Annotated in this window: 15 protein-coding genes and 1 pseudogene; 1 reads left to right on the plus strand and 15 read right to left on the minus strand. The window is 42.5% G+C overall.

Features of this window, described 5'->3' with window-relative positions; genetic code table 11:
• Positions 1-11: 11 nt before the first annotated feature.
• Positions 12-494 carry a PTS sugar transporter subunit IIA gene (locus G585_RS0101580; RefSeq protein WP_022772499.1) on the minus strand — a complete coding sequence of 161 codons (483 nt, stop codon included), beginning with the start codon at positions 492-494 and terminating at the stop codon, positions 12-14.
• Positions 495-722: 228 nt separating this feature from the next.
• Between G585_RS0101580 and mgtE the strand changes: the two genes are divergently transcribed.
• Positions 723-2,087 carry a magnesium transporter gene (gene mgtE / locus G585_RS0101585; protein ID WP_022772501.1) on the plus strand — a complete coding sequence of 455 codons (1,365 nt, stop codon included), beginning with the start codon at positions 723-725 and terminating at the stop codon, positions 2,085-2,087.
• A gap of 94 nt (positions 2,088-2,181) precedes the next feature.
• On the opposite strand, the gene G585_RS0101590 is transcribed toward mgtE, so the two are convergent.
• From G585_RS0101590 to G585_RS0101660, 14 genes and pseudogenes are all read right to left on the minus strand, one after another.
• The gene (locus G585_RS0101590; protein ID WP_022772502.1) at positions 2,182-3,729 is read right to left on the minus strand and encodes a glutamate synthase subunit beta; all 1,548 of its coding nucleotides are present in this window, start codon (positions 3,727-3,729) and stop codon (positions 2,182-2,184) included.
• Positions 3,730-3,761: 32 nt separating this feature from the next.
• Positions 3,762-8,291, minus strand: a pseudogene (gltB, locus tag G585_RS16740) (glutamate synthase large subunit).
• A 28-nt stretch (positions 8,292-8,319) separates the two neighbouring features.
• Positions 8,320-10,428: a glutamine synthetase III family protein gene (locus G585_RS0101600; protein WP_022772504.1), complete on the minus strand. Its 2,109-nt coding sequence runs from the start codon at positions 10,426-10,428 to the stop codon at positions 8,320-8,322.
• A gap of 21 nt (positions 10,429-10,449) precedes the next feature.
• Positions 10,450-12,033 carry an asparagine synthase B gene (asnB, locus tag G585_RS0101605; RefSeq protein WP_022772506.1) on the minus strand — a complete coding sequence of 528 codons (1,584 nt, stop codon included), beginning with the start codon at positions 12,031-12,033 and terminating at the stop codon, positions 10,450-10,452.
• A gap of 25 nt (positions 12,034-12,058) precedes the next feature.
• Positions 12,059-13,828: an ammonium transporter gene (locus G585_RS0101610; RefSeq protein WP_022772507.1), complete on the minus strand. Its 1,770-nt coding sequence runs from the start codon at positions 13,826-13,828 to the stop codon at positions 12,059-12,061.
• Positions 13,829-14,146: 318 nt separating this feature from the next.
• Positions 14,147-15,379: an alpha/beta hydrolase-fold protein gene (locus tag G585_RS18645; protein WP_022772509.1), complete on the minus strand. Its 1,233-nt coding sequence runs from the start codon at positions 15,377-15,379 to the stop codon at positions 14,147-14,149.
• Between the two features lie 336 nt (positions 15,380-15,715).
• On the minus strand, positions 15,716-17,212 hold the full coding sequence (locus G585_RS0101625; RefSeq protein ID WP_022772511.1) for a carboxypeptidase M32: 1,497 nt from the start codon (positions 17,210-17,212) through the stop codon (positions 15,716-15,718).
• Between the two features lie 49 nt (positions 17,213-17,261).
• Positions 17,262-19,376: a beta-galactosidase gene (locus G585_RS0101630; protein WP_022772515.1), complete on the minus strand. Its 2,115-nt coding sequence runs from the start codon at positions 19,374-19,376 to the stop codon at positions 17,262-17,264.
• Between the two features lie 48 nt (positions 19,377-19,424).
• Entirely contained in the window at positions 19,425-20,771 is a 1,347-nt protein-coding gene (locus G585_RS0101635; RefSeq protein WP_022772516.1) for an MATE family efflux transporter, read from the minus strand.
• A 37-nt stretch (positions 20,772-20,808) separates the two neighbouring features.
• Positions 20,809-21,852: a 16S rRNA (cytosine(1402)-N(4))-methyltransferase RsmH gene (rsmH, locus tag G585_RS0101640; RefSeq protein WP_022772517.1), complete on the minus strand. Its 1,044-nt coding sequence runs from the start codon at positions 21,850-21,852 to the stop codon at positions 20,809-20,811.
• Positions 21,853-21,962: 110 nt separating this feature from the next.
• Positions 21,963-22,976 carry a GNAT family N-acetyltransferase gene (locus G585_RS18650; protein WP_022772518.1) on the minus strand — a complete coding sequence of 338 codons (1,014 nt, stop codon included), beginning with the start codon at positions 22,974-22,976 and terminating at the stop codon, positions 21,963-21,965.
• A gap of 27 nt (positions 22,977-23,003) precedes the next feature.
• Entirely contained in the window at positions 23,004-23,996 is a 993-nt protein-coding gene (locus tag G585_RS16750; protein WP_022772520.1) for an ABC transporter ATP-binding protein, read from the minus strand.
• Positions 23,986-25,035, minus strand: coding sequence for an ABC transporter ATP-binding protein (locus G585_RS16755; RefSeq protein ID WP_022772521.1), 1,050 nt, complete (start codon positions 25,033-25,035; stop codon positions 23,986-23,988). The genes G585_RS16750 and G585_RS16755 overlap by 11 nt, the downstream gene beginning before the upstream one ends.
• 11 nt (positions 25,036-25,046) lie before the next feature.
• Positions 25,047-25,955, minus strand: coding sequence for an ABC transporter permease (locus G585_RS0101660; RefSeq protein WP_022772523.1), 909 nt, complete (start codon positions 25,953-25,955; stop codon positions 25,047-25,049).
• Between the last annotated feature and the right edge of the window lie 15 nt (positions 25,956-25,970).

The following is a 25,970-nucleotide window of genomic DNA, read 5'->3' on the forward strand; positions in this document are numbered from 1 at the left end:
CATTACAATGGTCACTGAGTCAAAAGAATTACTGTGTCCCCTGCGGATACGGCTCCGCTCTTCTTTTCGATTTTTGAAAACTTTCCTGAATTAGAAATGATGACAGGCGTAACAGTATCGAACCCCGCATTTTTAACGCCCTCAAGATCTACTTCGACGATCAGATCGCCTTTTTTCACATCATCGCCCTGTTTGGCATGAATGGTATAGTGTTCACCATTTAACTTAACAGTATCAATTCCTATATGTACAAGTATCTCGGCACCGTCTTTGGTAGTCATAGCATATGCATGACCTGTTGGGAAAAGAGCCATAAGTTTCCCATCTGCCGGTGCATAAAATTTTCCTTCAGAAGGCTGAATGGCTACTCCTTTTCCAATCATTTCCTGTGCAAAGGTAGGATCGCTAACTGTCTCTATCGGTACCAATTCACCATTTACCGGTGATGATACTTCTATGTCATTTCCTTTAAACAACTTATCAAAAAGCCCCATACAGCACCTCCAATGTTACTATTAATATAACGCTAAACCGATAAAAATTCCATTGAAAAACTTTATTTATTTTTAATATAAATTGTGTTACATTAAACTCGGTATTAAATCTCGTATGAAAGGTGGTGGTTTTTATGAAGTCTGATTCACATATATGCAGTAGTGATTCTGCTCCCGGTCGAAGTACCAATTTAACCACCATTAACAAATTCATAGGAGATTATTATCATGGAATTACAAGAAGAAAAAACAATCGCTGAAATCTTGCAGGAGCTTCTTGAATCCAGACAGTATACTAAGCTTCGCCAGACTATCTCTGAGATGAACACGGTAGATATCGCTACTGCTATGGGAGAGATGGAAAACGAGGATTCTCTTAAAATGTTCAGAATTCTCCCAAAAGACATGGCTGCAGATGTATTCGCTGATCTGGAATTGGATGCTCAGCAATATATTATCCGATCACTATCTGATCGTGAAGCTTCCAACATTATTGACAATCTGATGGCCGATGATGCTACTGACCTGCTTGAGGAAATGCCCGCAAACGTAGTTAAACGTATTTTGGCCAATGCAAGCCCTGAGACCAGAGCTGATATCAATCACCTTCTTCAGTATCCTGAGGATTCTGCCGGTAGTATCATGACTGTGGAGTATGTAGATCTCCGCGAAGACATGACTGTAGCAGACGCCATTGAAAGGATCAGAAAAAAAGGCGTAGATTCAGAGACCATCAATATTTGCTATGTAGTTACCAGGCAAAAGGTACTGGTTGGTACTGTTGCACTTAGATATCTGCTCATAATGAAGCCTGATGAAATAATCGGCGACATCATGAACACCAACGTCATCAGCATCAACACCATGACTGACCAGGAGGAAGCTGCAAGAGTTTTCCAGAAATACGGATTCACTGCTATGCCTGTAGTTGATAATGAGAGCCGCATGGTCGGTATCATTACTATCGATGACGTAGTAGACATCCTCGAAGAAGAGGCAACAGAGGATATCGAAAAGATGGCAGCTATCGTGCCATCCGACAAGCCATATCCCAAGGTTGGTATTTTTGAAACCTACAGAAGCAGAATACCCTGGCTCTTGTTTTTGATGATAAGTGCTACATTCACAGGCGCCATCATCACAGGATTTGAAGATGCACTGTCCGCTTTCGTTGTACTCACCGCATATATTCCAATGCTTATGGACACAGGCGGAAATGCTGGTTCACAGGCAAGTGTTTCCATTATCCGTGGACTTTCACTTAAGGAAATAGAGTTTGAAGATATCTTTAAGATCATCTGGAAAGAGATAAGAGTTGCTGCTCTGTGTGGCCTTACACTGGCAGGTGCAAACTTCGTAAAGCTTATCTTCATTGACAGACTATCTATCACAGTTGCCGCAGTAATCTGCGTGACACTTTTGATAGTAGTTCTTATTGCAAAGATGGTTGGCTGCTGCCTTCCTATGCTTGCCTCAAAACTTGGATTTGACCCGGCTGTAATGGCAAGCCCGTTTATCACAACAATTGTTGATGCCCTTTCACTTTTGGTTTATTTCAACATCGCCACAAGGGCACTTCATCTGACAATATAAAAGACATGTATTTTTTGTCTCGTCTATCTACAAATAACAAGCCTTGTTTTCTTTCATGTTTATTCAGAAAACAAGGCTTTTGTTTTATATCAGTTCATAGATTTGTATATCCCATGAGGTACTCATCTACTTCTTTTGCACAGGCTCTGCCTTCGGCAATGGCCCACACTACCAGGGATTGGCCTCGGTGCATATCTCCTGCAGAAAAGAGCTTTGTATTTGGAATATGATAGCCATCATCAGCTGTTACTACTGTTCCGCGCGGGCTCCTCTTTAAAGAGAACGCATCTGCAGAGTAGTCTTCACATCCAATAAATCCGGCTGCGATAAGTAAAAGGTCGCACTTAAGTGTCTTTTCTGAACCGGGTACTTCTACAAGTTTTCCGTCTTTGAAAGAAACTTTTACAGTTTCAAGCTGCTTGATATTGCCTTTTTTATCGGTAACTACATTCTTTACAGTAGTTTCAAAAACTCTTGGATCGCTGCCATATACATAGATTGCTTCTTCATGTCCGTAGTCAGTCTTTAGAGTTTTGGGCCACTCAGGCCATGGATTATTTGCTGCCCTTTCAACCGGAGGCTTTGGCATCATTTCCAGTGCTGTTACGGATTTTGCTCCCATTCTGACAGCTGTTCCGATGCAGTCATTGCCTGTGTCACCTCCACCGACTATAACTACATTCTTTCCGTGAGCATCGATATAGCCACCTTGCTTTGCGAGGGATTCCACAGTTATGTCTTCACTCTTTAAAAGAGCCTTTGTTGTCCTTGTCAGGAAATCCACTGCAAAGTAAACGCCCTGCACTTTGTCCGGGTCTGCTGCTGGAAGTGGCCTTGGCTTTTTGGCACCGCAGCATAAAACTACGGCATCAAACTTATCAAGAATATCTTTGGATGACCATGTTTTATCCGCACTTTTTGTGGCACCGGATGCGCTATCTTTTTTACAGGAAATATCTCCGGCTCCAATATTCACTCCTGTATGGAATACTACTCCCTCTTCCTCCATGAGCTTTCTTCTGCGCTTTATGACTTTTTTATCGAGCTTCATGTTAGGGATTCCATACATCAGAAGACCCCCAACTTCATCTTCTCTCTCAAAAACCTCTACAGTATGACCTCTGTGATTTAGTTCATCAGCAACTGCAAGGCCTGATGGTCCGGCCCCGATAACAGCAACCTTTTTTCCGCTTCTGATTGCAGGAACAACAGGCTTTATATATCCTTTTGAAAAAGCTGTTTCCACAAGATAGAGTTCGTTATCATGCACTGTTACTGAATCACCATTCTGTCCACACATGCAAGCCTTCTCACAAAGGGCCGGGCATACACGGCCGGTAAACTCGGGGAAATTGCTGGTTTTATAGAGTCTGTCAAAGGCGTGTTTTTCATGACCCTTATAAATTTCATCATTCCACTCAGGGATAAGGTTATGAAGTGGACACCCTGTTACCATTCCCCCAAGGTTCATTGCAGACTGGCAAAAAGGCACTCCACAGTTCATGCATCTGGCCGCCTGCTCCCTTCTTGGCTGTGTATCAAGAGGTGTATGAAATTCTTCAAAATTCTTTATTCTTTCTTCAGGTGGTATATCACCGTTATTAGTTCTTTTATATTCAAGAAATCCCGTATCTTTTCCCATAATTCCTATAATCTCCTATATGTGATCCCACTTTATGCAAGTTCCTTAAAGGCCTCAAGAACGGCATGTTCATGGTCTATTCCCTGTTCCTCAAACTTTCCAATTGCTGTTATCATCTTTTGGTAGTCGTTTGGAACTATCTTTTTGAAATCAGGAATATATGCTTCAAAGTTATCCAGTATTTCTTTTGCAAACTCAGACTTTGTTTCTTTTTCATAGTCCTCAAGAATGCTCTTAAGCTCTGCTATGTCATACTTCTCTGTCAGTTCATGAAGTGAAGCCATGTCTTTGTTCATACGAAGATATAGAGTGTGCTCTTTGTCCAGCACGTAAGCAATTCCGCCGCTCATACCTGCGGCAAAGTTCTTACCGGTCATTCCAAGGATCACTGCCCGGCCGCCTGTCATATATTCAAGTCCATGGTCGCCGCAGCCTTCCGCTACTGCCACTGCACCTGAATTTCTTACACAGAATCTCTCACCGGCAACACCGCATACATAAGCCTTTCCTGCTGTTGCACCATAAAGAGCCACGTTTCCGACGATGATATTCTCATGGGCTTTGTAGGTCGCTTTCTCAGAAGGTCTTACGATGACTTTTCCTCCCGACAGGCCTTTTCCGAATCCGTCGTTGGCATCACCGTAGAGCTTTAAGGTCACGCCCTTTGGAACAAACGCGCCAAAAGACTGTCCGCCACCGCCAAAAGCTTCAACATAAACTGCATCATCACTTAAGGTATTGCCAAAGTCTCTTGTAACCCTGCTGCCAAGAAGTGTTCCAAAACTTCTGTCAGTACTTGATACTTCCACTTTCATTTTTATCTGTGATGCATTCTTTGACTTTTCAAGGCTGTTCTTGTTCTTCTCATACTCAGGAATAAGGACTCTTGAATCCAAAGTTTTATCAAGTTCAAAGTTATAAACATCCTTGGGATCAAAATGGTTGTCTTTTCTCTCAGCGAAGGCCCTATCAAGTATCCTGCTAAGGTCTGCTGCCTCTTTTCTCCTCTTGATGTCAGGGTCTTTGCCATCGTAGCTTCTGACTTTCAGGCAATCTGTGCGTCCTACCATTTCTTCTATAGTCCTAAAGCCAAGGACGCTCATGATCTCACGGAGCTGCCTTGCAACAAAGAGCATAAAGTTCATGACATGCTCAGGCTTTCCCTTAAATCTTTTTCTGAGTTCTTTGTTCTGAGTGGCAATTCCCACAGGACATGTGTCCTTTGAGCAGACTCTCATCATCATGCAGCCCATGCATACAAGTGGCGCTGTAGCAAAGCCAAATTCCTCTGCACCAAGAAGTGCTGCGATTGCAACATCTCTTCCTGTCATGAGCTTTCCGTCGGTCTCAAGCACAACTCTGCTTCGCAGACCATTGGCCAAAAGAGACTGATGTGCTTCGCTTACTCCAAGCTCCCAGGGAAGTCCTGCATGGTGAACAGAAGATGAAGGAGCTGCGCCTGTTCCGCCATCATAACCGGATACCAGAATTACCTGTGCTCCTGCCTTGGCAACGCCGGAAGCTATAGTTCCAACACCTGCTTCGGATACAAGTTTTACAGAAATTCTTGCCTTATCGTTGGCATTTTTAAGGTCATAGATAAGCTGGGCCAGATCCTCAATTTAGTAAATGTCATGGTGAGGAGGCGGGGAAATAAGCGCCACTCCCGGTGTTGAAAATCTGGTGCTTGCAACCCACGGATACACTTTTTTACCGGGAAGATGTCCACCTTCTCCCGGCTTTGCGCCCTGAGCCATTTTTATCTGGATTTCTTTTGCACTCAAAAGATACTGGCTGGTAACGCCAAATCTTCCGGAAGCCACCTGTTTAACAGCGCTGTTTCGCTCAGTTCCAAAGCGCTCCACATCTTCACCGCCTTCACCGGTGTTGGATTTACCACCAAGTCTGTTCATGGCTGTAGCAAGAGTCTCGTGAGCTTCCTTGGAAAGTGAGCCGTAGGACATGGCTCCTGTCTGGAATCTTTTTACGATCTGCTCTTCGCTCTCAACTTCATCAAGTGGCACTGGCTCTTTAGCCGGAACAAATGAAAGAAGGGCCCTTAAAGTATGAGGTCTGTCCTCATCATCAACCATCTGTGTGTATTCCTTAAAGCGCTCGTAATCTCCCTCTCTTACTGCTCTCTGGAGTGTTACGATCGTCTTTGGACTATACATGTGGTCTTCTTTGTCTTCTCCACTTCTAAGGGAGTGGAAGCCTATGGAATCAAGTGTCGTGTCGCTTGGAAGGCCCAGCGGATCGAAGGCTTTATTGTGCCTTGATTCTACGTCCTCGCCAATTTCTGCGATTCCAATACCGCCAACACGGCTCGTTGTTCCGGTAAAATACTTATCAACAAACTCTTTTGACAGTCCTATAGCCTCAAATATTCTTGCAGACTGATATGACTGGAGTGTTGAGATTCCCATCTTTGCAGCGATCTTCACAACGCCGCCAAGAAGTGCTTTATTATAATCTGCAATTGCAGTGTGGTAGTCTTTATCAAGTATTCCAATATCAATGAGCTCAGCTATGCACTCCTGGGCAAGATAAGGATGGATAGCTCTCGCACCAAAGCCAAGTAGAGTTGCGATCTGATGAACATCCCTTGGTTCACCGCTCTCAAGTATGAGAGACACTGCTGTGCGCTGCTTGGTCCTTACAAGGTGCTGCTCCACTGATGAAACTGCAAGGAGTGATGGAATCGGCATATGGTTTTCATCTACACCTCTGTCTGAGAGAATGATGATGTTAACGCCATCTGCCACCGCTCTGTCCACTGATACATCAAGCTGCTCAAGAGCTCTTTCCATTGGTGTGTTCTTATAGTACAAAAGAGATATCTTTTTCACCTTAAATCCAGGCTGATCAAGGGCCTCGATCTTCATGAGATCAACACCTGTCAGGATTGGATTATTGACTTCAAGGACTCTGCAGTTATCACTTTTTTCTTTTAACAGATTTCCATCAGAACCAATGTAAACCGTAGTATCTGTGACCACTTTTTCTCTAAGTGAATCGATAGGCGGATTGGTTACCTGGGCAAAGAGTTGCTTAAAATAGCAAAAAAGCGGCTGGTGGTGCTGGGAAAGCATAGCCAGCGGGATATCTGTTCCCATTGAAACCGTTGGCTCTATGCCATTCATGGCCATCGGCATGATCTGATTTTTTACATCTTCATAGGAATAGCCAAAGACTTTGTACAGCTTATCTCTCATCACCTGGGAGTGGGTCGGGATCTTTCTGTTGGGAATCGATAGTTTACCCAGATGAAGCAGGTGGCGGTCAAGCCACTCGCCGTAGGGTTTTGCCTTTGAGTATTTATCTTTGCACTCTTCATCTGAGATGATGCGCCCGGCCTTGGTATCGACGAGAAGCATATGCCCGGGGGACAGGCGTGATTTTTTCACAATGCTCTCTTCAGGGATGTCGAGCACTCCCACTTCTGATGAGAGGATAAGCCTATTGTCATTTGTCACATAGTATCTGGATGGACGCAGTCCATTTCTGTCAAGGGTTGCACCGAACACCTCCCCATCGGTGAAAAGAACTGCTGCAGGGCCATCCCATGGTTCCATCATTGTTGCATAGTAATGGTAAAAATCTTTTCTGTCCTGAGCCATGAAATCGTTGTGCTTCCAGGGTTCAGGAATTGTGAGCATCATCGCAAGGGGAAGGTCCATACCGTTCATGTACAAAAATTCAAGGGTATTATCAAGCATGGCGGAATCTGATCCTGAGGAAGCGATAACAGGATATACTTTTCCAAGCTCTTCGCCAAACATATCTGAAGACATGGTCTCCTCACGGGCCAGCATTCTGTCGCTGTTACCTCTGATAGTATTGATCTCACCATTATGTGCAATCATCCTGTATGGATGGGCACGCTGCCAGGAAGGAGTTGTATTAGTAGAGAAGCGGCTGTGAACCATAGCAATCGCAGTAACATATTCCGGCGATAAAAGATCTTCGTAGAAATTACGCAATTGGCCTACCAAAAACATTCCTTTATACACAATGGTTCTGGATGAAAAAGAGCAAATATAGGTGTCCTCAGAGGATTTCTCATACTCTCTTCTAAGGCAATAGAGCTTTCTGTCAAAGGGAATTCCAGCTTCTACATCCGAGGGTCTTTCGATGAAGCACTGCTCAATATATGGCATGCAGCTTATTGCAACTTCTCCAAGGATTTCAGGATGAACAGGTACTTCTCTCCATCCGATGACCTTAAGATTTTCCTTCTGGGCAATAACTTCAAGCATGCGCTTTGCAAACATGCGCTTCATGGAGTCCTGTGGAAAAAAGAACATTCCTATTCCATAATCTCCGGCATTTTTAAGTGTTATTCCCTGCTTCTTTGCTTCTTTTGAAAAGAACTTGTGAGAAATCTGAAGAAGTATTCCAACGCCATCGCCTACTTTACCTGTGGCGTCTTTTCCGGCTCTATGTTCAAGTTTTTCGACGATAGAAAGGGCATCGTCCAAAACTTTATTATCCGGTTTTCCATCTATATTGATAACTGCTCCGATGCCGCAGGCATCTCTTTCATTCATCCATGGTTCCATGTGGGCTTCCTTCCTTTGTTGATCAAATTTACCTTAATGAGAAAAGCATCTGGCCGTATGTCGGGTAGCTGAGGTACTTGTCAGGGATAAGGGCTTCAGCCTGATCTGCATATTTTCTGAGTTCATCCATATCTGTAAGGACTGTGCTCTGATAGAATGCTGCTATTTCAAGAGCATCTGTTTTTCCCTCAGCTGTTACAGTATCTTCTGCCAGTTTCTCAAGTGCCTTGCTCATCTCCAGGCTTGCTTCATCAAGCTTCTTTAAAAGAGAAATTTCAAGAGTTGCAGCCTTGTCTCCAAGAAGGCTCTTTTTCTGCATAGCCTCTTTGCTGAGGTCTTTTTCGTAAGCAACAATGCCTTCTGTAAGGTCTTTTCTTACCATCTCCTGCATGGTGAGAGACTCGATGTGGACTGACTTTGAGTAATTCTCAAGAAGGATCTCGTATCTTGAATGGATCTCTTCTTTTGTGAAGATGCCGTGCTTTGTGAAAAGCTCAATTGACTCATCTGAAATCCAGTATGGCATTGCATCAGGAAGTGATTTAAGGTTTGGAAGACCTCTCTTTGCTGCTTCCTCTACCCATTCATCTGTATATCCGTTTCCGTTGAAAAGAACTCTCTTGTGAGCTACAAGTGTCTCTTTAAGAACTTCTGCTATCTTTGTCTTAAGTTCCTCGCCCTTGAAAGGAGCAAGCTTTTCATAAAGCTTTGCAACTTCTTCTGCAACTGCTGTGTTGAGGACGATGTTGGCATTTGCTACTGAAACTGAAGAACCGGGCATACGGAACTCGAACTTGTTTCCTGTGAAAGCAAATGGTGATGTTCTGTTTCTGTCTGTGTTGTCTTTTGTAAAGTGTGGAAGGACTGTTGCACCCATTGCCATCTGAACCTTGCCTGCGCTCTGGTATGCACTTCCTTCTTCTACTGCCTTAAGTACTTCTGCCAGCTCATCACCAACGAAGATTGAGATGATTGCTGGTGGTGCCTCATTTCCACCAAGTCTGTGATCGTTTCCTGCAGATGCAACAGAAAGTCTGAGGATTGGTGCATACTCATCAACAGCTGCAATTACAGCCATAAGGAATACAAGGAAAGGAGTGTTCTCTCCAGGATTTTTGCCCGGATCAAGAAGGTTGATTCCAGTATCTGTGCAAACAGACCAGTTGTTGTGCTTACCTGAACCATTGATTCCTTCAAATGGCTTCTCATGCAAAAGACAAGCGTAATTGTGCTTGTCAGCAACTTTTTTCATAACTTCCATTGTGAGCTGGTTGTGGTCAACAGCGATGTTTGCTGTCTCAAATACAGGTGCAAGCTCATGCTGTGAAGGAGCAACTTCGTTGTGCTTGGTCTTTGCAGGGATTCCAAGTTTCCAAAGTTCTTCATCAAGGTCGTGCATGTATGCTGATACTTTTGGCTTGATAACGCCAAAGTAGTGATCTTCCATCTCCTGACCCTTTGTAGCAGGAGCACCGATAAGAGTTCTTCCTGTGAAAAGAAGGTCTTTTCTCTTTTTGTAATAATCTTTATCAATAAGGAAATATTCCTGTTCTGAACCGATTGTTGTATTTACTCTGTTTACATCCTCATAGCCTAAGAGATGAAGGAGTTTTACTGCCTCACCCGACAGAGCTTCCATTGATCTTAAAAGAGGTGTCTTTTTATCAAGAGCTTCACCGCCGTAGGAGCAGAATGCTGTAGGAATGTAAAGTGATCCGTCTTTGATAAATGCAGGTGATGATGGATCCCATGCTGTATAACCTCTTGCCTCAAATGTTGCACGAAGTCCTCCTGATGGGAAGCTTGATGCATCAGGTTCGCCCTTTACAAGCTCTTTTCCTGAAAATTCCATAATGACTCTTCCGTCATCTGTAGGTGAAATAAAACTGTCATGCTTCTCTGCTGTGAGACCTGTCATAGGCTGGAACCAGTGTGTAAAATGAGTTGCTCCGTTTTCAACAGCCCATTCCTTCATGGTTGCAGCTACGCAGTTAGCAACCTCAAGCTCTAAGTGTGTTCCTTTCTCAATTGTCTTATGAACTGCCTTATAAATGTCTTTTGGAAGACGCTCTCTCATTACTTTGTCGTTAAATACAAGGCTTCCAAATTCTTCTGTTAATTTGCTTGCTTCTATCATCCTTTTCTCCTCCGTTAAAATTTATTTACCTGAAGCTCCATAGTTGGAAAGGACTCTGGCTGATGGATCATTGACATTACAGCCCTCCCAACTCTTATTTGGCATCCAGAAATCTATAACCATATCCGACTGTCCCGGATAGTATTTTTCAAATATCTCTCTATAAAGAAGTGATTCCTTTGTGAAGGGCTTCGCGTGAATGTATTTTTTCCTGAGGCCCTCATACTCCGCGTAGGTGTACTTCTCATCTGCATATTCCATGAGGTCGTCCCTAAGGGAATGTCCAACAGCATCTGAGAAAGCCGCCTTTTCTCTCATAAGGATTGAATGGGGTATCACTTCGTCCTTTTCAAAGGCCTTTCGCAAAAGAAATTTACCTATTCCGTAGGTGTTTAATTTCTTTTCAGGGTCAATGCTCATAACATAATCCACAAAATCCAGATCTCCGAAAGGAACTCTTGCTTCGAGTGAATTTACGCTTATGCATCTGTCTGCTCGCAGGACGTCATACATGTGGATTTCTCTGATTCTTTTGGCTGCTTCTTCCTGAAAAGCTTCCGCACTTGGCGCAAAGTCTGTGTACTTGTAGCCAAAGAGCTCATCCGATATCTCACCGGTAAGGACCACCTTGATATCAGTGTTTTCATGAATCCACTTGCACAGAAGATACATTCCGATTGAAGCTCTTATGGTTGTGATGTCGTAGGTTCCAAGAGCATGTATAACAGGTTCTATGGCCTTAATGACATCTTCTTTTGTAATGATCACTTCATGGTGATTGCTGTGGATGTAATCTGCTACTTCTCTGGCATATTTCAGGTCAATGGCATCTATATCCATGCCGATTGCAAATGTCTCAAGTGGCTTATCCGAAAGGCTCGCCGCCACACCACATACAAGTGATGAATCAAGGCCTCCGGATAAAAGAAATCCCACGGGCGCATCAGCGTCCAGTCGCTTTTTTATTCCATTAAGGAGTTTGTCGTGGATCTTCTCGGTTACGACTTCGAGACTGTCTGTTGATATTTCTTTTACCTTAGTCAAATCCCTATAGCAGACAAACTCTCCGTCTTCATAGTAATGCCCTGGTGGGAAAGGCATTATCTTATCTGTAACTCCCACCAGGTTTTTAGGTTCAGATGCAAAAATGATGTATCCTTCGCTGTCATAGCCGTAGTAAAGCGGTCTGATTCCGATCGGATCTCTGGCTGCTATGAATTTCTTTTTCTCCCCGTCATAGATAACGCATGCGAACTCAGCATCGAGGATACTGAACATTTTGGTACCAAGTTTTTCATATAAAGGAAGCAGTATCTCACAATCGCTTTCGCTTTTGAAGCTGTAGCCAAGAGATGTCAGGTACTTTTTCAGATCTTTGAAGCCATAGAGCTCTCCATTACAGATAACGGTATTTTTTCCATTATTGAATGGCTGCATACCTTCCTCTGAAAGGCCCATGATTGAAAGGCGATTAAAGCCCATCCATCCGCCTTTTACCTTTTGGATCCTTGTCATGTCAGGTCCACGAGATGCTGTTTTTTCCAGCATTTCTTCAAAGAAATCTTCACTTACCGATTCTCTTGCGTATGTAAGAATTGCGCACATACTGTTTCCTCCTGGGTGGTTTAAATTATTCTACGTCAGCCAAAGCAGCGGCACCTTCTTCTCCGGTGCGGATCTTGACTACATTGTCGAGACTGTAAACGAAGATCTTGCCATCTCCAATGTGGCCTGTATAAAGAGTTTTCTTAGCTGCTTCTATAACGTCTTCAACCGGAATCTTGCTCACAACAACTTCCAGTTTAATTTTAGGAAGGAGTGTGGCATCCATTTCGACGCCACGATACATGTCGCCGGAACCCTTCTGGACGCCACAACCCATGACTTGAGTAACAGTCATTCCGGTTACGCCAAGGTCGTTCATAGCGCGTCTAAGCTTGTCGTAACGGGATAACTTTGCGATAATAACAACTTTGTGAATTCCTGATTCTGTATGTACAGGTGCTGTAACAACAGGAACTGAAGCTTTCTTCTGGAACTCTGAAGCCGCTTCGTAGTCGCTTACACCAAGATCTGTATTTTCATTTACTGCCATGTTCAATGTGTTTGAAACATCCATGATTGCAAATCCTGAATATGCTGATGCAAGTCCATGCTCAGTAGAATCAAGTCCAAGGATCTCCTCTTCTTCTGAAACACGAAGTCCAAGAACTGCCTTGATGGCAAGGAATGTGATGCTGATTGCTACTGCTGTCCAGGCTGCTGTAGCAAACATTCCAACAAACTGGATTCCCAGGAGTTTAAATCCGCCGCCATAGAAAAGGCCGACCATTTCGTTTCCTGCGGCATCAGCTATTGAATAGCCGGGTGCTGAATTTGTAGCAAAAAGACCTACTGCAAGTGTTCCCCAGATACCATTGAGGCAATGTACTGCAACAGCTCCTACAGGATCATCAATGTGGAGCTTGTAATCAAGCAGCCATACACCGAAGCAAACAAGAAGTCCTGCTACGATACCAATCACGATTGCACCAAAAGCATCTGTTACATCACATGGAGCTGTAATAGCTACAAGTCCTGCAAGTGAAGCATTGAGACACATTGAAACATCAGGCTTGCCATATTTAAGCCATGTAAAGATCATGCATGTTACTGTTGCAAGTGCAGGAGCAATTGTTGTTGTAACAAATACGCTGCCGAGCTGATCAACTGATGTACAAGCTGCTCCGTTAAATCCGTACCAGCCAAGCCAGAGAATGAATACACCAAGGGCTGCTGCTACAAGATTGTGACCAGGGAAAGCATTTACCTTTGTAACTTTTCCTGATTTATCTCTTTCGAACTTACCAATACGTGGTCCAAGGAAGGCTGCTCCGATAAGAGCTGAAATACCACCAACCATGTGAATGCAGTTAGAACCTGCAAAATCGTGGAAACCAATCTGTGAAAGCCAGCCGCCGCCCCATGTCCAATGTGCTTCAATTGGATAAATGATTGCTGAGATAACTGCCGAGTACACACAATAGGAAATGAATTTTGTTCTCTCAGCCATTGATCCTGAAACGATTGTTGCTGTAGTAGCACAGAAAACAAGGTTAAATACGAAGTTTGACCAGTCAAAACCGGCATAATTTGTAAAAATATCAAATCCCGGTTTTCCGATTATTCCGGCTAAATCCTCCCCAAGAAATAATCCGAAACCGATAAGAATAAATACTACTGTTCCAATACAGAAATCCATAAGGTTTTTCATTATGATATTTCCTGTATTTTTGGCTCTTGTAAAACCCGCCTCACACATTGCAAATCCGGCTTGCATCCAGAAAACCAATGCTGCACCTATAAGAAACCAAACACCAAAAACACTGCTGTCTATTGCGCTTAAGATTTCCTCGCTCATACTTTTTCTCCTCTCTCCCGGGAAAATCATAAGATTCAAACCTTTACAGATTTCCCAGTAAAAAAAGCGATGCAACGGCACACTACGTTTTTGTAGTATGATGCCCCATTGCATCGCTTAGTCTTTATGATGTAATATTATAGTTTTTATGGAATACATGTATACACATTAGTGTGTAGTCCGCGGATCATGCACCCATATATGCAAAAAGCGCCTTAGAGAGTACTCTCTAAGACGCCTTTGTCTTTATGAATATGAAGTTTACTCCTGTATAAAAAACATGTCAAGAGATTTTGTATACAATTTTTTTCTCTTTTTTTACTGCTGGAACAGCCATTCCATAACTGCTATGCAATTATATGCGTAATCAAATGAAGCCATATGGTATGAAGCTCCACCGCCGGCGCCTCCACCATTTCCGCCCATCATTCCTTCAGGCTTCTCTCCGGTTATTTCCATTGTAGGCTTGTCTTCATTTATATCTGAGGAAGCGTCTGTTGCAGAATTGGTAGTTGAAATATTGCCTTCTTCAGAAGGACTCATTTGTCCACCGCCCATAGGTGAATTGCCGGTTCCTGCGTCAATTGTTCCTGTTTTCCATGATATGAAATACGCTCCTGTGGCTTCTCCACTGAATAATTCTGATGCAGCCGATGAAAGTTCATCTGCTGACCAAGTACCGTCCCACTGTGCATATGTGTATGTAACTCCATCCGCATCATATCTGGCCATTAGATCCTGCGCTCCGCTCCATGCACTTGTATCATCTTCTGCTGCAAAATAAACAAAGGTCTGTCCTTCCAGATTTGAAAGAAGTTCTGTATCCCACTGTCCATCAACAAACATGCAGCCTGCATACAGATCCGGGTATTCCGAAGCAAGAATAAGTGTTGTCATGCAGCCCATGGACTGGCCTGTTCCATATATCTTTTCTGTATCTACCGCATATTCTTCGGACATGTACTCAATAAATCTCTTCGTTAACTCAACATATTCTGTTGTAGTATATCCATCATGGTCATCAAGTATTGTTTCCGGATATGTTGGTACAGCTACGATCGTTGGGTATACTGACTGCCACTCTGACGATGCCCATACAATACCGCCCAAGCCCTGAGTAAGTGAGTACTCCGCATCGGTTCCAGCAGTTGTTGAATCACCAATGAACACCACCATCGGATATTCTGCATTTTCATCATATCCTTCAGGAAGGTATAGATTATATGTTATTGAAAGACCTGTTTCCTCATCGGTGTAGGTAAGCTGATCAAAAAAATCTGTATATGTCGCCACAAGACTTTCTTCATCTTCTGCAAGTGTATTACTTACAAGTCCCAGTTCTAACACCGCACCGGTATCTGATGCATTTGCAGTTTCTGATGTAGAATCTGTAGTTTCTTCTTTTGTCTCTTCAGAAGAATCGCTTGCTGCCTGGCTACTCTCAGATGACTCGGTCTGAGTATTATCTGCTTGCTGTGTTTGGCTTCCGCAGGCCACTGCAGAAGCTGTTATCACACAAGTTGTCAAAATAGTTACCAATCTCTTGAACATTATAAAATCCTCCATATATTTGTTCTGGTTATCGTTATATTATTGGAGTAATTTATAATGCGAGCTACCATTCGCAGTAAGTCTGTATGCGTTTTTTCTAAGAGCAGTGTTTTTTAACTTACATCCTCATGATAGATTTGTTAACTAAATCCAACCTAAAGAACTACTAAACGTATTCTAAAATCCTAAAGTACATTCAATTTACGCACTTGCCTCCAACAAGATCTGTTTATTTAGAAATTTTTTGGTTTGTTCCAGTGTAGCGTTCTTTTCCACGCCAATTAGGCATACGCTCTTTAAAAAAAAATGAACCATTAACCCCGTCCCCATGGACCATTAAAGGTTATAAATCTTCGAATACTTCTCTTTGAAGTGTCTGATGAGTGGCTTTGCAGAAAGTTCCTGGCCGCACACAGCTTCGAGAACTTCACTGGATATTCTGGTAGCGCCATACTGGTGGATCTTCTCATTGAGCCACTTTGTGATCTTCTTTATTTCTCCGGAAGCAAGGATATCATCAATACTTCCAAGGTCTTTCTCAATTGCTTCAAGGAACATTCCATCATATATGCTGCCAAGAAGGTATGATGGGAAATATCCAAAGCTTCCGTCCGACCAGTGCATGTCCTGCAAAACGCCCTGAGCATCAGTTTCAGGTACTACGTGAAGAAGCTCATCCATCTTTTCATTCCACATCTTAGGAAGGTCTTTTACATCTGCTCCATCAATAAAGATTGCCCTCTCCATCTCGTATCTGAGGATAATGTGGAGACAGTATGTAAGCTCATCGGCTTCTGTTCTGACAAAGCTGTTTTCAATGTGGTTAATTTCTTTATAGAATTCCTCAAGTGTTACAGCTTTAAGCTCCGGAACAATCTCGCATACCTTTGGCCAGATTGGTTTCCAGAAATTGATGTTTCTTCCAAGGATATTCTCATAGAATCTTGACTGGCTCTCATGAAGTCCCATGTAGCTGATGGAAGCGCCTTCAGTTCCTTCATACTTGTGGTCAACATTCTGCTCAAAGATGGCATGTCCACCTTCATGAATAGCTGAGAAAATTGCAGAAATAACCTCATTCTCATAGTAATGATTTGTGATCCTGACATCATCAATTGACATGTTTGTGGTAAACGGGTGCTCAGTCTCAGCCTGGGCAAATCTTTCCATGTCAATTCCCATGTACTCCACAAGGAACTTGCAAAGCTCAGCCTGCTCGTGAGCAGGTACTTTCATAGTAAACTTGCTGTGATCCGGCTGTGGGCAGGCAAGAATCTTATCCAAAAGAGGGATCAGCTCTTCTTTAAGTTCCTCGAAAACTGCATCAATCTTATCCTGTGTCATGCCTCTTTCGTAATCATCGATAAGGGCATCATAGGGCTGCATATCAGGGGAAACATATTTCTTGTATTCTTTAACCGCTTTGATAGTTTTCTCAAGCGGTGCTTCGTATGACTTCCAGTCATTGTTCTGTTTAGCCTTAGGCCACGCAATTGAAGAAGCTGTGATTGTTTTTACATATTCCTCGTAGAAATCCTGAGGAACACGTCTCATCTTATCAAGCTGCTCCTTGGTTCTTGTAATGTCAAATTTCATTACGTCATCAAGTTTATCGAATTCTTCTTTTTCAGAAAGCTTGCACACAAGGCCATAGAACTCATCATCTGTTGCTTTCTTGAAATGCTCAGTTGAAAAGAATGAAATGGCATCTGATAATTTCTCTTTTCCACCATCAGGACATGTGGTCTCAAGATCCCAATGCATAAGGGACATTGCATGTCCAAGGTAGTTAAGTTCTTTCTGTTTTGCTTTGTATTTCTCAAGTAATGTCATGTAATTTGTCTCCTATTATAAATAATATTTTTCTTTTTCAATATTCAATTTATAGCTTCAAAACACTTACTCCATATCCGGGAAGAGTTATCATTCCTGAAGCATCTTCCCCTTTGAATACATCAAGCGCTTTTCCTTTAATTATGAAGTTCTTGGCATCCTTTGAATAGTTAAGTATAAATGCGAATTGATCATCTCCATCCCCTCTTACCGCAAGCTCCAACTCCTCCGGTAGTTCAAGGTATTCTCCATATGGGTTCTTAACTCCAAGCTTGTCAAAAAAGACTTCAACTGACTCTTCGTTAAAAGAACTGCCATAATAATATACTTCACCCTTGCCGTATTTATTTACTGTTAGGGCTCCGTATCCTCGATAATAGTCATCCTCATAAGTTGCCAGAACTTTGCAGTTTTGTCCACAATCTGCCTCTGATCCGCACTCATTATCCACAGTGAGCTGATCAGCAAATACACTTGCTGTGAATAATGTATCATCCCACTTAATGTGGACATCACCTGTATCAGGTGCAATATAGGTGTACTCCGGGATGTCACAGCCTGTAAGTGGTTTGAGTTTTCCAGGAAGCTTCTCCATTGTGCACTTTCCGGTTATTTCCTTATAGCCACTTCTGCAGCCAATTACGAGCTTTCCACCATTCTCAACATACTTTGTAAGTGCCGGCAAAAATCTGTCATCTACAATTGTCATATGTGGATAGATCAAAAGATCATATTGGGAAAGCGTTTCAAATAGCAGCTCTGTATACACTTGTCCACTGGCATCATCTCTTCTGAGATATCCACTAAGATACACAAAATCAATTGGTGTATGGGTTTTCTGAGAGGCATTTATGATTGCCTTCTGGCTTTGCTCCTCAACACTTTTATGCCATACATCATACTCAGCATCCCAGACATTATCGCAGTCCTTTAAAACAGCAACTTTTGCAGCATACCTGCATCCTGCAACAGCTGATAATTTCTGCACTTTAGTGTTAATATCCGCAATCTCTTTTAACCTTCTGTTGTCTCTTCCGGAATAATCAAGGATTCCATGCCAGTACATCTCCGTTCCGAAAGTCGCAGTTCTCCACCTGAAATAGCTGATAAAATCTGCGCCATGAGCAATTGACTGCATTGTCCACAAGGTGATCTGGCCAGGTCTTGGAGTAGGCGCTCCCATCCCGGAATTCCAACCGTTGGCGCCGGATTGCTGCTCCATAATGCCAAATATAGGTGATATTGACCTTGTCTCTGTAAGATGCCTGCTCCACTTTCTGTCTCTGAGTGAATCTTCTGAAGGATCATATCCATCAAGAGTATATGCAAAATTCGGATAGGAATCATAGGTTATAAAATCGAGACTCTCATCTCTCATCCTCTGATAATCCACATGTCCAAAAATACCATTGGTGGTAATGAAGTCATCTTCTTTTTTGTACTTGCGTATTATGTCCGCCTGCATTTTAGCCCAGCTGCAGGCACTATCAGATACAAATCTGTAGTAATCCAAGGTCTGATGAGGGTTCACAACTCCCTGAATAGTAGTTCTCGGAATGTGAACCTCATTCCAGTCAGTATAGGTCTGGTTCCAGAAAACTGTTCCCCATGCATCATTTAATGCATCAAGGCTCTTATATTTATTCTGCAGGAATCTGTTGAAGGCTTTATCATCACTTTCTGAGTAAAACTCGGCTATTTCACAGTTTATCTCATTATCGATCTGCCAGCCTATTACGCTTTTTCTTTTACCATAGTGTTCTGCAAATTTCTCAACAATTCTTGATGACAATCTGCGATAATTCTCAGAGTTGTAATTATAATGACGACGCATTCCATGCCTGAAAAGAACTCCATCTTTCCTGGCATTTAATACATCAGGATATTTCTCAGTCAGCCACGCCGGAGGCGTAGCTGTAGGTGTTCCCATGATCACCTGCATCCCAATTTCATCCGTCAGATCAAGAAACTCATCAAAGAAATCAAAGTTAAAATTGCCTTCAGTAAGCTCTACTTTACTCCAGGCAAACTCTGCTATTCTGACTGTCTTTATACCCACAGACAGCATCCTTTCAAGGTCTTCCCGCCACAAGGCCTTATCCCAGTGTTCAGGATAATAACAGGTCCCGAGCGTTATACTTTCCCCATTCAGTATCTTTCTCATTATGTCGTTTTCCCCTTTTTTCCCATTTATATATGAATTACCTTTTCCTTACGCAAATACCTTAGTGCGCCATCTTCCCTTCATATATCTGATAACGCAGCCAAGTCCTGTGATTGCCCAGGTAAGACCGTTAGTGTACCAGCATCCCCAAAGTCCCACGCCGGGAATAGCCATAAGTATAGTTGCAAAACCGATTCTTCCAACGACTTCTATAAGACCATTTATCAGCGCAAATGCGGCATCACCGACGCCATTAAGCATTCCTCTGAACACATAGATAAGACCAAGTGTAAAGTAGAATAAACTTGTTATTCTAAGACCTCTTGCACCGATCCTTATGGCCTCTGCGTTTGGTGTAAAGAATCTGATTATGTTCTCACCAAATGCAAACATAACAAAGATCATAAGAGCACTAAATGCTGCAACAAGGAAAACGCTCTTGATACATCCACTCTTTACTCGGTCAAGCTTTTTAGCTCCTGCATTCTGGCCGGCAAAAGTTGAAACTGCTGTTCCAAGAGAGCCAAATGGCTGCTGAACAAGCTGTTCAATACGTCCTGTAGCAGTATAAGCTGCCATTACGTTACTTCCGAAGCTGTTAACAACTCTCTGAAGAGCCACACATGAAAATGCAATGAGCGCATTTTGGAGCGCCAGCGGAATACCAAGTCTTATGGCTTTATCAATGATATCTGTGTTGACTATTTTATGTTTAGGCTCAAGCTGCAGATATGGATTCTTTTTTACTCCAACTGCTATAGAGCCGATCATTGCGATTGTCTGGGAAAAAACTGTTGCTATTGCAGCACCTGCAACTCCCATGTGAAGGCCAACTACGGTCACAAGGTCAAGAACAATATTTACGATACATGCTACAACCAGGAAAATAAGCGGAGTCTTACTATCTCCAAGAGCTCTCAGGATTGATGAGATCATGTTGTATGCTGCAACAAGAAATGTTGCTCCGCAAACTATTCTCATATAAAGTAGCGCGTCGCCCATACACTCATCGGGAGTGTCCATAAGTGTTAAAATAGGTCTCGCAAACACTACGCTTACAACACTCATAAGAATCCCCGCTGCAAGTGTGATATAAATAGAGTTTCCTACAATCTTTTTTACATAATCGTCTTTTCCGGCGCCAAAGTTCTGGGAGATCATGATGCCTACACCGGCGCCCATACCCATGCAAAGTGAAAAGAATAAGAAGTTCACACTTCCAACCGCTCCAATAGAAGCAAGGCCATATTCGCCACCGAACTGACCTACTATTATAGTATCTGCAAGATTGTAAAACTGCTGGAACAGATTACCTAAAAGCATAGGAATAGTGAACTTAATAAGAAGCGCTATTTCATTGCCTTTTGTCATATCGGTAACATATCGTTTTTCCATAAAAACTCCTCAATACACCTCAATACAAATTTGATTGTTACGCCTTAATCGCCCATCTCATCTTGGTAGACTTACTGCGAGGATTCAGCCTGCACTCTTCAGCAGAAGGCCTTGTCACATCCTCTGATATATCGCTGTAAACTCCATTCTTTTTCAGTTCCTTAAAGGACTTTTTAACAAGTCTGTCTTCCCCTGAGTGGAAAGTCAAAATCGCAACTCTTCCACCTGGATTAAGTATTCCGTGGAGCTTTTCTAAAAATGAATAAAGAACTTCAAATTCACTGTTTACATCTATTCGAAGCGCCTGAAAAACTCTGGCACAGCTCTTTTTAATAGCCTGTTCTTTCTCTTCTTTTGGAACTTTCCAAAGGGCACCTTCAATTGCTTCTCTGAGTGCAGTTGTGGTATCCATTGGATTCCCCTTTTTCATCAGGTTAAAAACTTTGTCGGCAATTTCCTCAGCATAGGGCTCATCTGAGTTCTCAATGAGCATTCCGACAAACTCATCCCTTGTAATGTTATGGAGCCTTTCTGCTGCCGATTCTCCATGCTCAGGGTCAAGCCTTAGATCAAGAGGTCCGTCAACCTTATAGGAAAAGCCTCTCTTGGGATCATCAATCTGCATTGAAGAAACTCCAAGGTCTGCCAAAACAAAGTCAAACTTACCGGCTTCCTCTGCCACTTTATCTATGTTGGCAAAGTTAATGAGTCTGAATTTAAAATTGTCTTCTCCAAAGCCGGCGCTTCTTAGCCTCTCCACAGTCTTTTGTGATTCTATGGGATCGACGTCAAGGCCATAAACACAGCCGTTTCCTTTAAGCTGCTCAAGCATTTTTCTGGTATGTCCGCCATATCCAAGTGTGCAGTCAAGCCCCTTTTCGCCTGGCTGTATCTTAAGCACCTCAAGAATCTCTTTTACCATGATGGAAATGTGCATACCTGCAGGTGTAGAACCTTTTGAGATAATCTTCGCCACTGTATCTGCATATTTCTCAGGGTTTTGCTCTTTATATTTTTCTTCAAACTTTCTGGGATATTTCCCAGAATAGTGTACTCTGCGCTTATGCTGTTTTTCTTCCATTTATCCTCCAAAATAGGTAATGCTATGGAATAATTGTAATATTATCCAAACATAAAAGGAAGTCCGGTTTTATTCAGACTTCCCTTTTTTCTGTACTATATTTTTATGATTTACATATTTATCTCATCAATAAATCTATATCCCTTTGGTAAATAAAAACCTGTCTCCATCTCCGCAGGCATTGGGTGAGACAGCTCCTCATCATTCCTATAATCCAGCGCAGTTTTATTCCTGAGGAATCCCTCGTGATTATAAAAGCCTACAGCTCCGGGATGAGTATGTAAAAATGGATTAAGGCCATCCCTTTGGATATCCTCCCCAAGATTCTTAACTATCTCCCATCCGATTCCAAGTCCCTGATAGTCAGGGTCCACGGCAACATTCTGTATATAGGCTTCCTCAACGCCATCGGTTATAGCTCTTGCCACCCCGATCAATTTTTTCCCGTCATAGGCAAATGATACATAGTCGCTTAGGTCAAAAAGATATTTTGTTTTATCCACTTTTTCTTTAGTGATCTCAACTGTCTCATTCCTCTTTTTTCCGAAGGCACCTGACAATACCTCAGTAGCTCTTTCATAGTCTATTCCCGATCTATCTGAAGTATAGACCAGATCAAGGTCTTTCTTTTTGCTTTCTTTATCAGGCTTTGTATGGGACTTTTTTTCGACATATTCATTTTCAAATTTAAAGCCAAGAGGTAAAAAATATCCATCCGGGTATTCATTCTCCTTCCCCTCAAAGCCAACATAGGTATAGGCTGTCTTGGTCCTTTGAAAGCCATTTTCTTCATAAAATGCAATACTTCCAATCCTTGCATTTACAAATATATGCTGACCTTTAAGCTGAGTAACAAGCCGCTTTATAAGTTCTTTCGCTACTTCATCTGAATAGCCATTTTTCACAGCGTGGTTGTAGATTACTGCCCAGTCGCCGTCGGATATTGCTCTTACTGCTCCTACAAGCTTATCTTCATCATAGGCAAAAACAAATTTCTGGCTTTTTTCAAAGGCCTTTTTTGTATGTTCAACATCCCTATTTTTTTCTTTATTCACTTCTGAAAGTAGTAGATTTAGTTCATCAAAATCAACACTTTCCAGTTTTTCAACATATTTTAGTGACATTTTGTCCCCCAAAAGCTTTTATTATTCTTAGAAGTTTCCTTCATCCATCGAATTGATCAAAGATTGTGCATTAAAGCAGGCCACATAATGACCTCCGCCAAAATCATGGAGAGGCGGTACGCCTTCTTTTTTGTCGGATGTAGCATACGGGCAACGGCTTGCAAATTTACAGCCTGTAGGAATGTCCACAGGGCTTGGAATATCTCCTTCAAGAAGTGATCTTTTCCTTGAGTTTTCCACTAGAGGGTCCGCCACCGGAATTGCTGAAAGTAATCCCTTTGTATATGGATGAATTGGATTCAGATACAGCTCCTCGGCATTGGCAACTTCTACCAGTGACCCAAGATACATAACGCCTACTCTGTCAGATATGTACCTTACAACTGAAAGGTCATGTGCTATGAACAAAAGAGTAAGTCCAAGTTTATCCTGCAGTTCCCTTAAAAGATTTATGATCTGAGCCTGAATGGAAACATCCAGCGCTGATACCGGTTCATCACAAACAATAAATTCAGGATTCACCGCCAGAGCTCTTGCTATGCCAACACGCTGTCTCTGTCCTCCGGAAAACTCATAGGGAAACCTTTGGGCATGCTCTTTGCTCAGACCAACAAGTTCAAGCAGCTCACACATCCTGTCAGTACGATCCTTGTCATTACCAATTTTGTGGATCTTCATCCCCTCTTTGATAATGTCTCCAATTGTCATTCTAGGGTTCAATGATGCGTATGGATCCTGAAAGATCATCTGAACTTTTGATGCATACTCTTTGGCTTCCCTTCTTCCAAGCTTTGCTATGTCCTTTCCGTCATAACGGATGCTTCCGCTTGTCGGCTCATATATCCTGACAAGAGTTCTTCCTAAAGTGCTCTTTCCGCAGCCGGACTCTCCAACAAGTCCAAATGTCTCACCTCTTTTTATCTGAAGAGAAATGCCATCTACCGCACGAAGTTTCTTTTTATTTTCAACATCAAAATATTTACTTAAATTTTCTATTTCAAAAAGTACATCATCTGACATAGGTTTCTTCCCTTTTCTTTGCACCTTTGAATGCAAGTGAGATTCGTGGATACGGACATTCAGGATCAAGCAAATGACACCGGCATAAATGTGTTTCGGATAATTTTGTTTCCTCTGGCATCTGCTGATGGCAGATTTTCATAGCATATTTGCAGCGATCAGCGAATGGGCATCCAACAGGTGGATTTACAAGATCAGGTGGTGTCCCTTCTATAGACTCAAGCTTTTTGTCTTTTCTCTGTTTCTCATTTGGAACTGAATCCAGAAGCCCCTGCGTATATGGATGCTCTCTTCTGTAAAAAATATCTGCAGCTGTTCCTGCCTCAACTATCACTCCGCCGTACATTACAACAACTGTCTTTGCCAGATTTGCCACAACGCCCATGTCGTGAGTGATCACTATTATTGACGTTCCCTTTTCTTTTTGCATTTCCTTCATAAGTTCAAGAATCTGCAACTGTACTGTGACATCCAGGGCTGTTGTAGGTTCATCCGCAATAAGAATCCTGGGGGCACATGCCATTGCCATTGCAATCATAACCCTCTGTCGCTGTCCTCCTGACAGTTCATGAGGATACTGATCTACTCTCTGATCAGCATTGGGGATACGGACCATTTTTAAAAGTTCTATAGCCCTTTCCCTGGCTTCTTTGCGGCCAATCTTTTTATTATCTTTTCCCTTTTCATGTCTCTTTAAGATCTCTATTATCTGGTTTCCGACTGTCATGGTAGGGTTAAGGCTTGTCATGGGATCCTGAAAGATCATACTGATCTCTTTTCCCCTGATTTCCTGCATCCTCTTCTCATCAAACTCAAGGATGTCCTGCCCATCAAGTTCAATATGTCCGCCCTTGTACTCTGTGATATCAGGATCATGAAGCTTTAAAATGCTCTGTGCCGTAACTGATTTCCCAGATCCCGATTCGCCTACGATAGCAAGTGTGCCACCTTCTTCCAATGAAAGATTAACTCCTCTGACAGCCTGCACTTCGCCGGAATATGTATGAAATGACACCTTCAGGTCTTTTATCGCTAACATCCTGTCTCCCCCTATCTGCGCATCTTAGGATCTAAAGCATCCCTAAGGCCATCACCAAGCAGATTAAAAGCAAGCATCGCAAGTGCAAACAATACTGCAGGTGCAAAGAATAACCACAGCGATGCCGGAAACTGACTTGATCCTGCCTGAAGCATATTGCCCCAGCTTGCTTCCGGTACCGATATTCCAAGTCCCAGATAGCTAAGACCTGCCTCCGCTCCTATTGCCCCCGGAATGCTCATGGTGTAATTAACAATGATCGGTCCTATTGCATTAGGTAAAAGATGTGTCAAAAGAATCTCTTTTTTCCCTGCACCAAGGACTTTTGCTGCAAGAGCATATTCATTCTCCCTAAGAGACAAGATCTGCCCTCGTACAAGTCTTGCAAGACCGATCCATCCGGTTATTGTCAGAGAAAGAATAAGTGTCGGAATCCCTTTTTTCAATACAGTGAGCATCAGTATCATCACAAGCATCTGTGGAATACTCATAAGAATATCTATAATCCTCATCATGATATTATCTGCCTTACCACCAAGAAATCCTGCGATTCCACCATATAACATACCCACCACAAGATTTATGGTCTCAGCTATGAATCCGATCATTAGAGAAGTTCTGGTCCCGCGTATCAGCCTTGTAAAAACATCTCTCCCAAGTTCGTCCGTCCCGAGGATATGCTCTTTGGATGGTGGTGTCAGGGTGTGAAGCAGATCAGTCTTTTCATAATCCGGAAAAGCAATTGGGCCTGCGATTGCCACCACTATCAGGAACAAAATAAAAACCAAAGAGACCATTGCCACCTTATTCTGTAAGAGAGTCCTGACAACTCCCTGTGAATACGAAATAGATTTTCTATATATTTTCTGGCTTGCCTCAAGATCTCTTGGGACAGGTGTAAAATCTTTTACCATTTCCATTTCTGCTTTTTCCTT

The organism is Butyrivibrio sp. AE2015, assembly GCF_000420825.1.
GTDB lineage: Bacteria > Bacillota > Clostridia > Lachnospirales > Lachnospiraceae > Butyrivibrio.

Coding starts and splice junctions, on each gene's coding strand:
- G585_RS0101660 (WP_022772523.1), bottom strand. CDS start 25,955: ATGGAAATGGTAAAAGATTTTACACCTGTCCCAAGAGATCTTGAGGCA.
- G585_RS0101590 (WP_022772502.1), bottom strand. CDS start 3,729: ATGGGAAAAGATACGGGATTTCTTGAATATAAAAGAACTAATAACGGT.
- G585_RS0101635 (WP_022772516.1), bottom strand. CDS start 20,771: ATGGAAAAACGATATGTTACCGATATGACAAAAGGCAATGAAATAGCG.
- G585_RS0101625 (WP_022772511.1), bottom strand. CDS start 17,212: ATGACATTACTTGAGAAATACAAAGCAAAACAGAAAGAACTTAACTAC.
- G585_RS0101610 (WP_022772507.1), bottom strand. CDS start 13,828: ATGAGCGAGGAAATCTTAAGCGCAATAGACAGCAGTGTTTTTGGTGTT.
- G585_RS16755 (WP_022772521.1), bottom strand. CDS start 25,035: ATGTTAGCGATAAAAGACCTGAAGGTGTCATTTCATACATATTCCGGC.
- G585_RS16750 (WP_022772520.1), bottom strand. CDS start 23,996: ATGTCAGATGATGTACTTTTTGAAATAGAAAATTTAAGTAAATATTTT.
- mgtE (WP_022772501.1), top strand. CDS start 723: ATGGAATTACAAGAAGAAAAAACAATCGCTGAAATCTTGCAGGAGCTT.
- G585_RS0101600 (WP_022772504.1), bottom strand. CDS start 10,428: ATGATAGAAGCAAGCAAATTAACAGAAGAATTTGGAAGCCTTGTATTT.
- G585_RS18645 (WP_022772509.1), bottom strand. CDS start 15,379: ATGTTCAAGAGATTGGTAACTATTTTGACAACTTGTGTGATAACAGCT.
- rsmH (WP_022772517.1), bottom strand. CDS start 21,852: ATGGAAGAAAAACAGCATAAGCGCAGAGTACACTATTCTGGGAAATAT.
- asnB (WP_022772506.1), bottom strand. CDS start 12,033: ATGTGCGCAATTCTTACATACGCAAGAGAATCGGTAAGTGAAGATTTC.
- G585_RS0101580 (WP_022772499.1), bottom strand. CDS start 494: ATGGGGCTTTTTGATAAGTTGTTTAAAGGAAATGACATAGAAGTATCA.
- G585_RS0101630 (WP_022772515.1), bottom strand. CDS start 19,376: ATGAGAAAGATACTGAATGGGGAAAGTATAACGCTCGGGACCTGTTAT.
- G585_RS18650 (WP_022772518.1), bottom strand. CDS start 22,976: ATGTCACTAAAATATGTTGAAAAACTGGAAAGTGTTGATTTTGATGAA.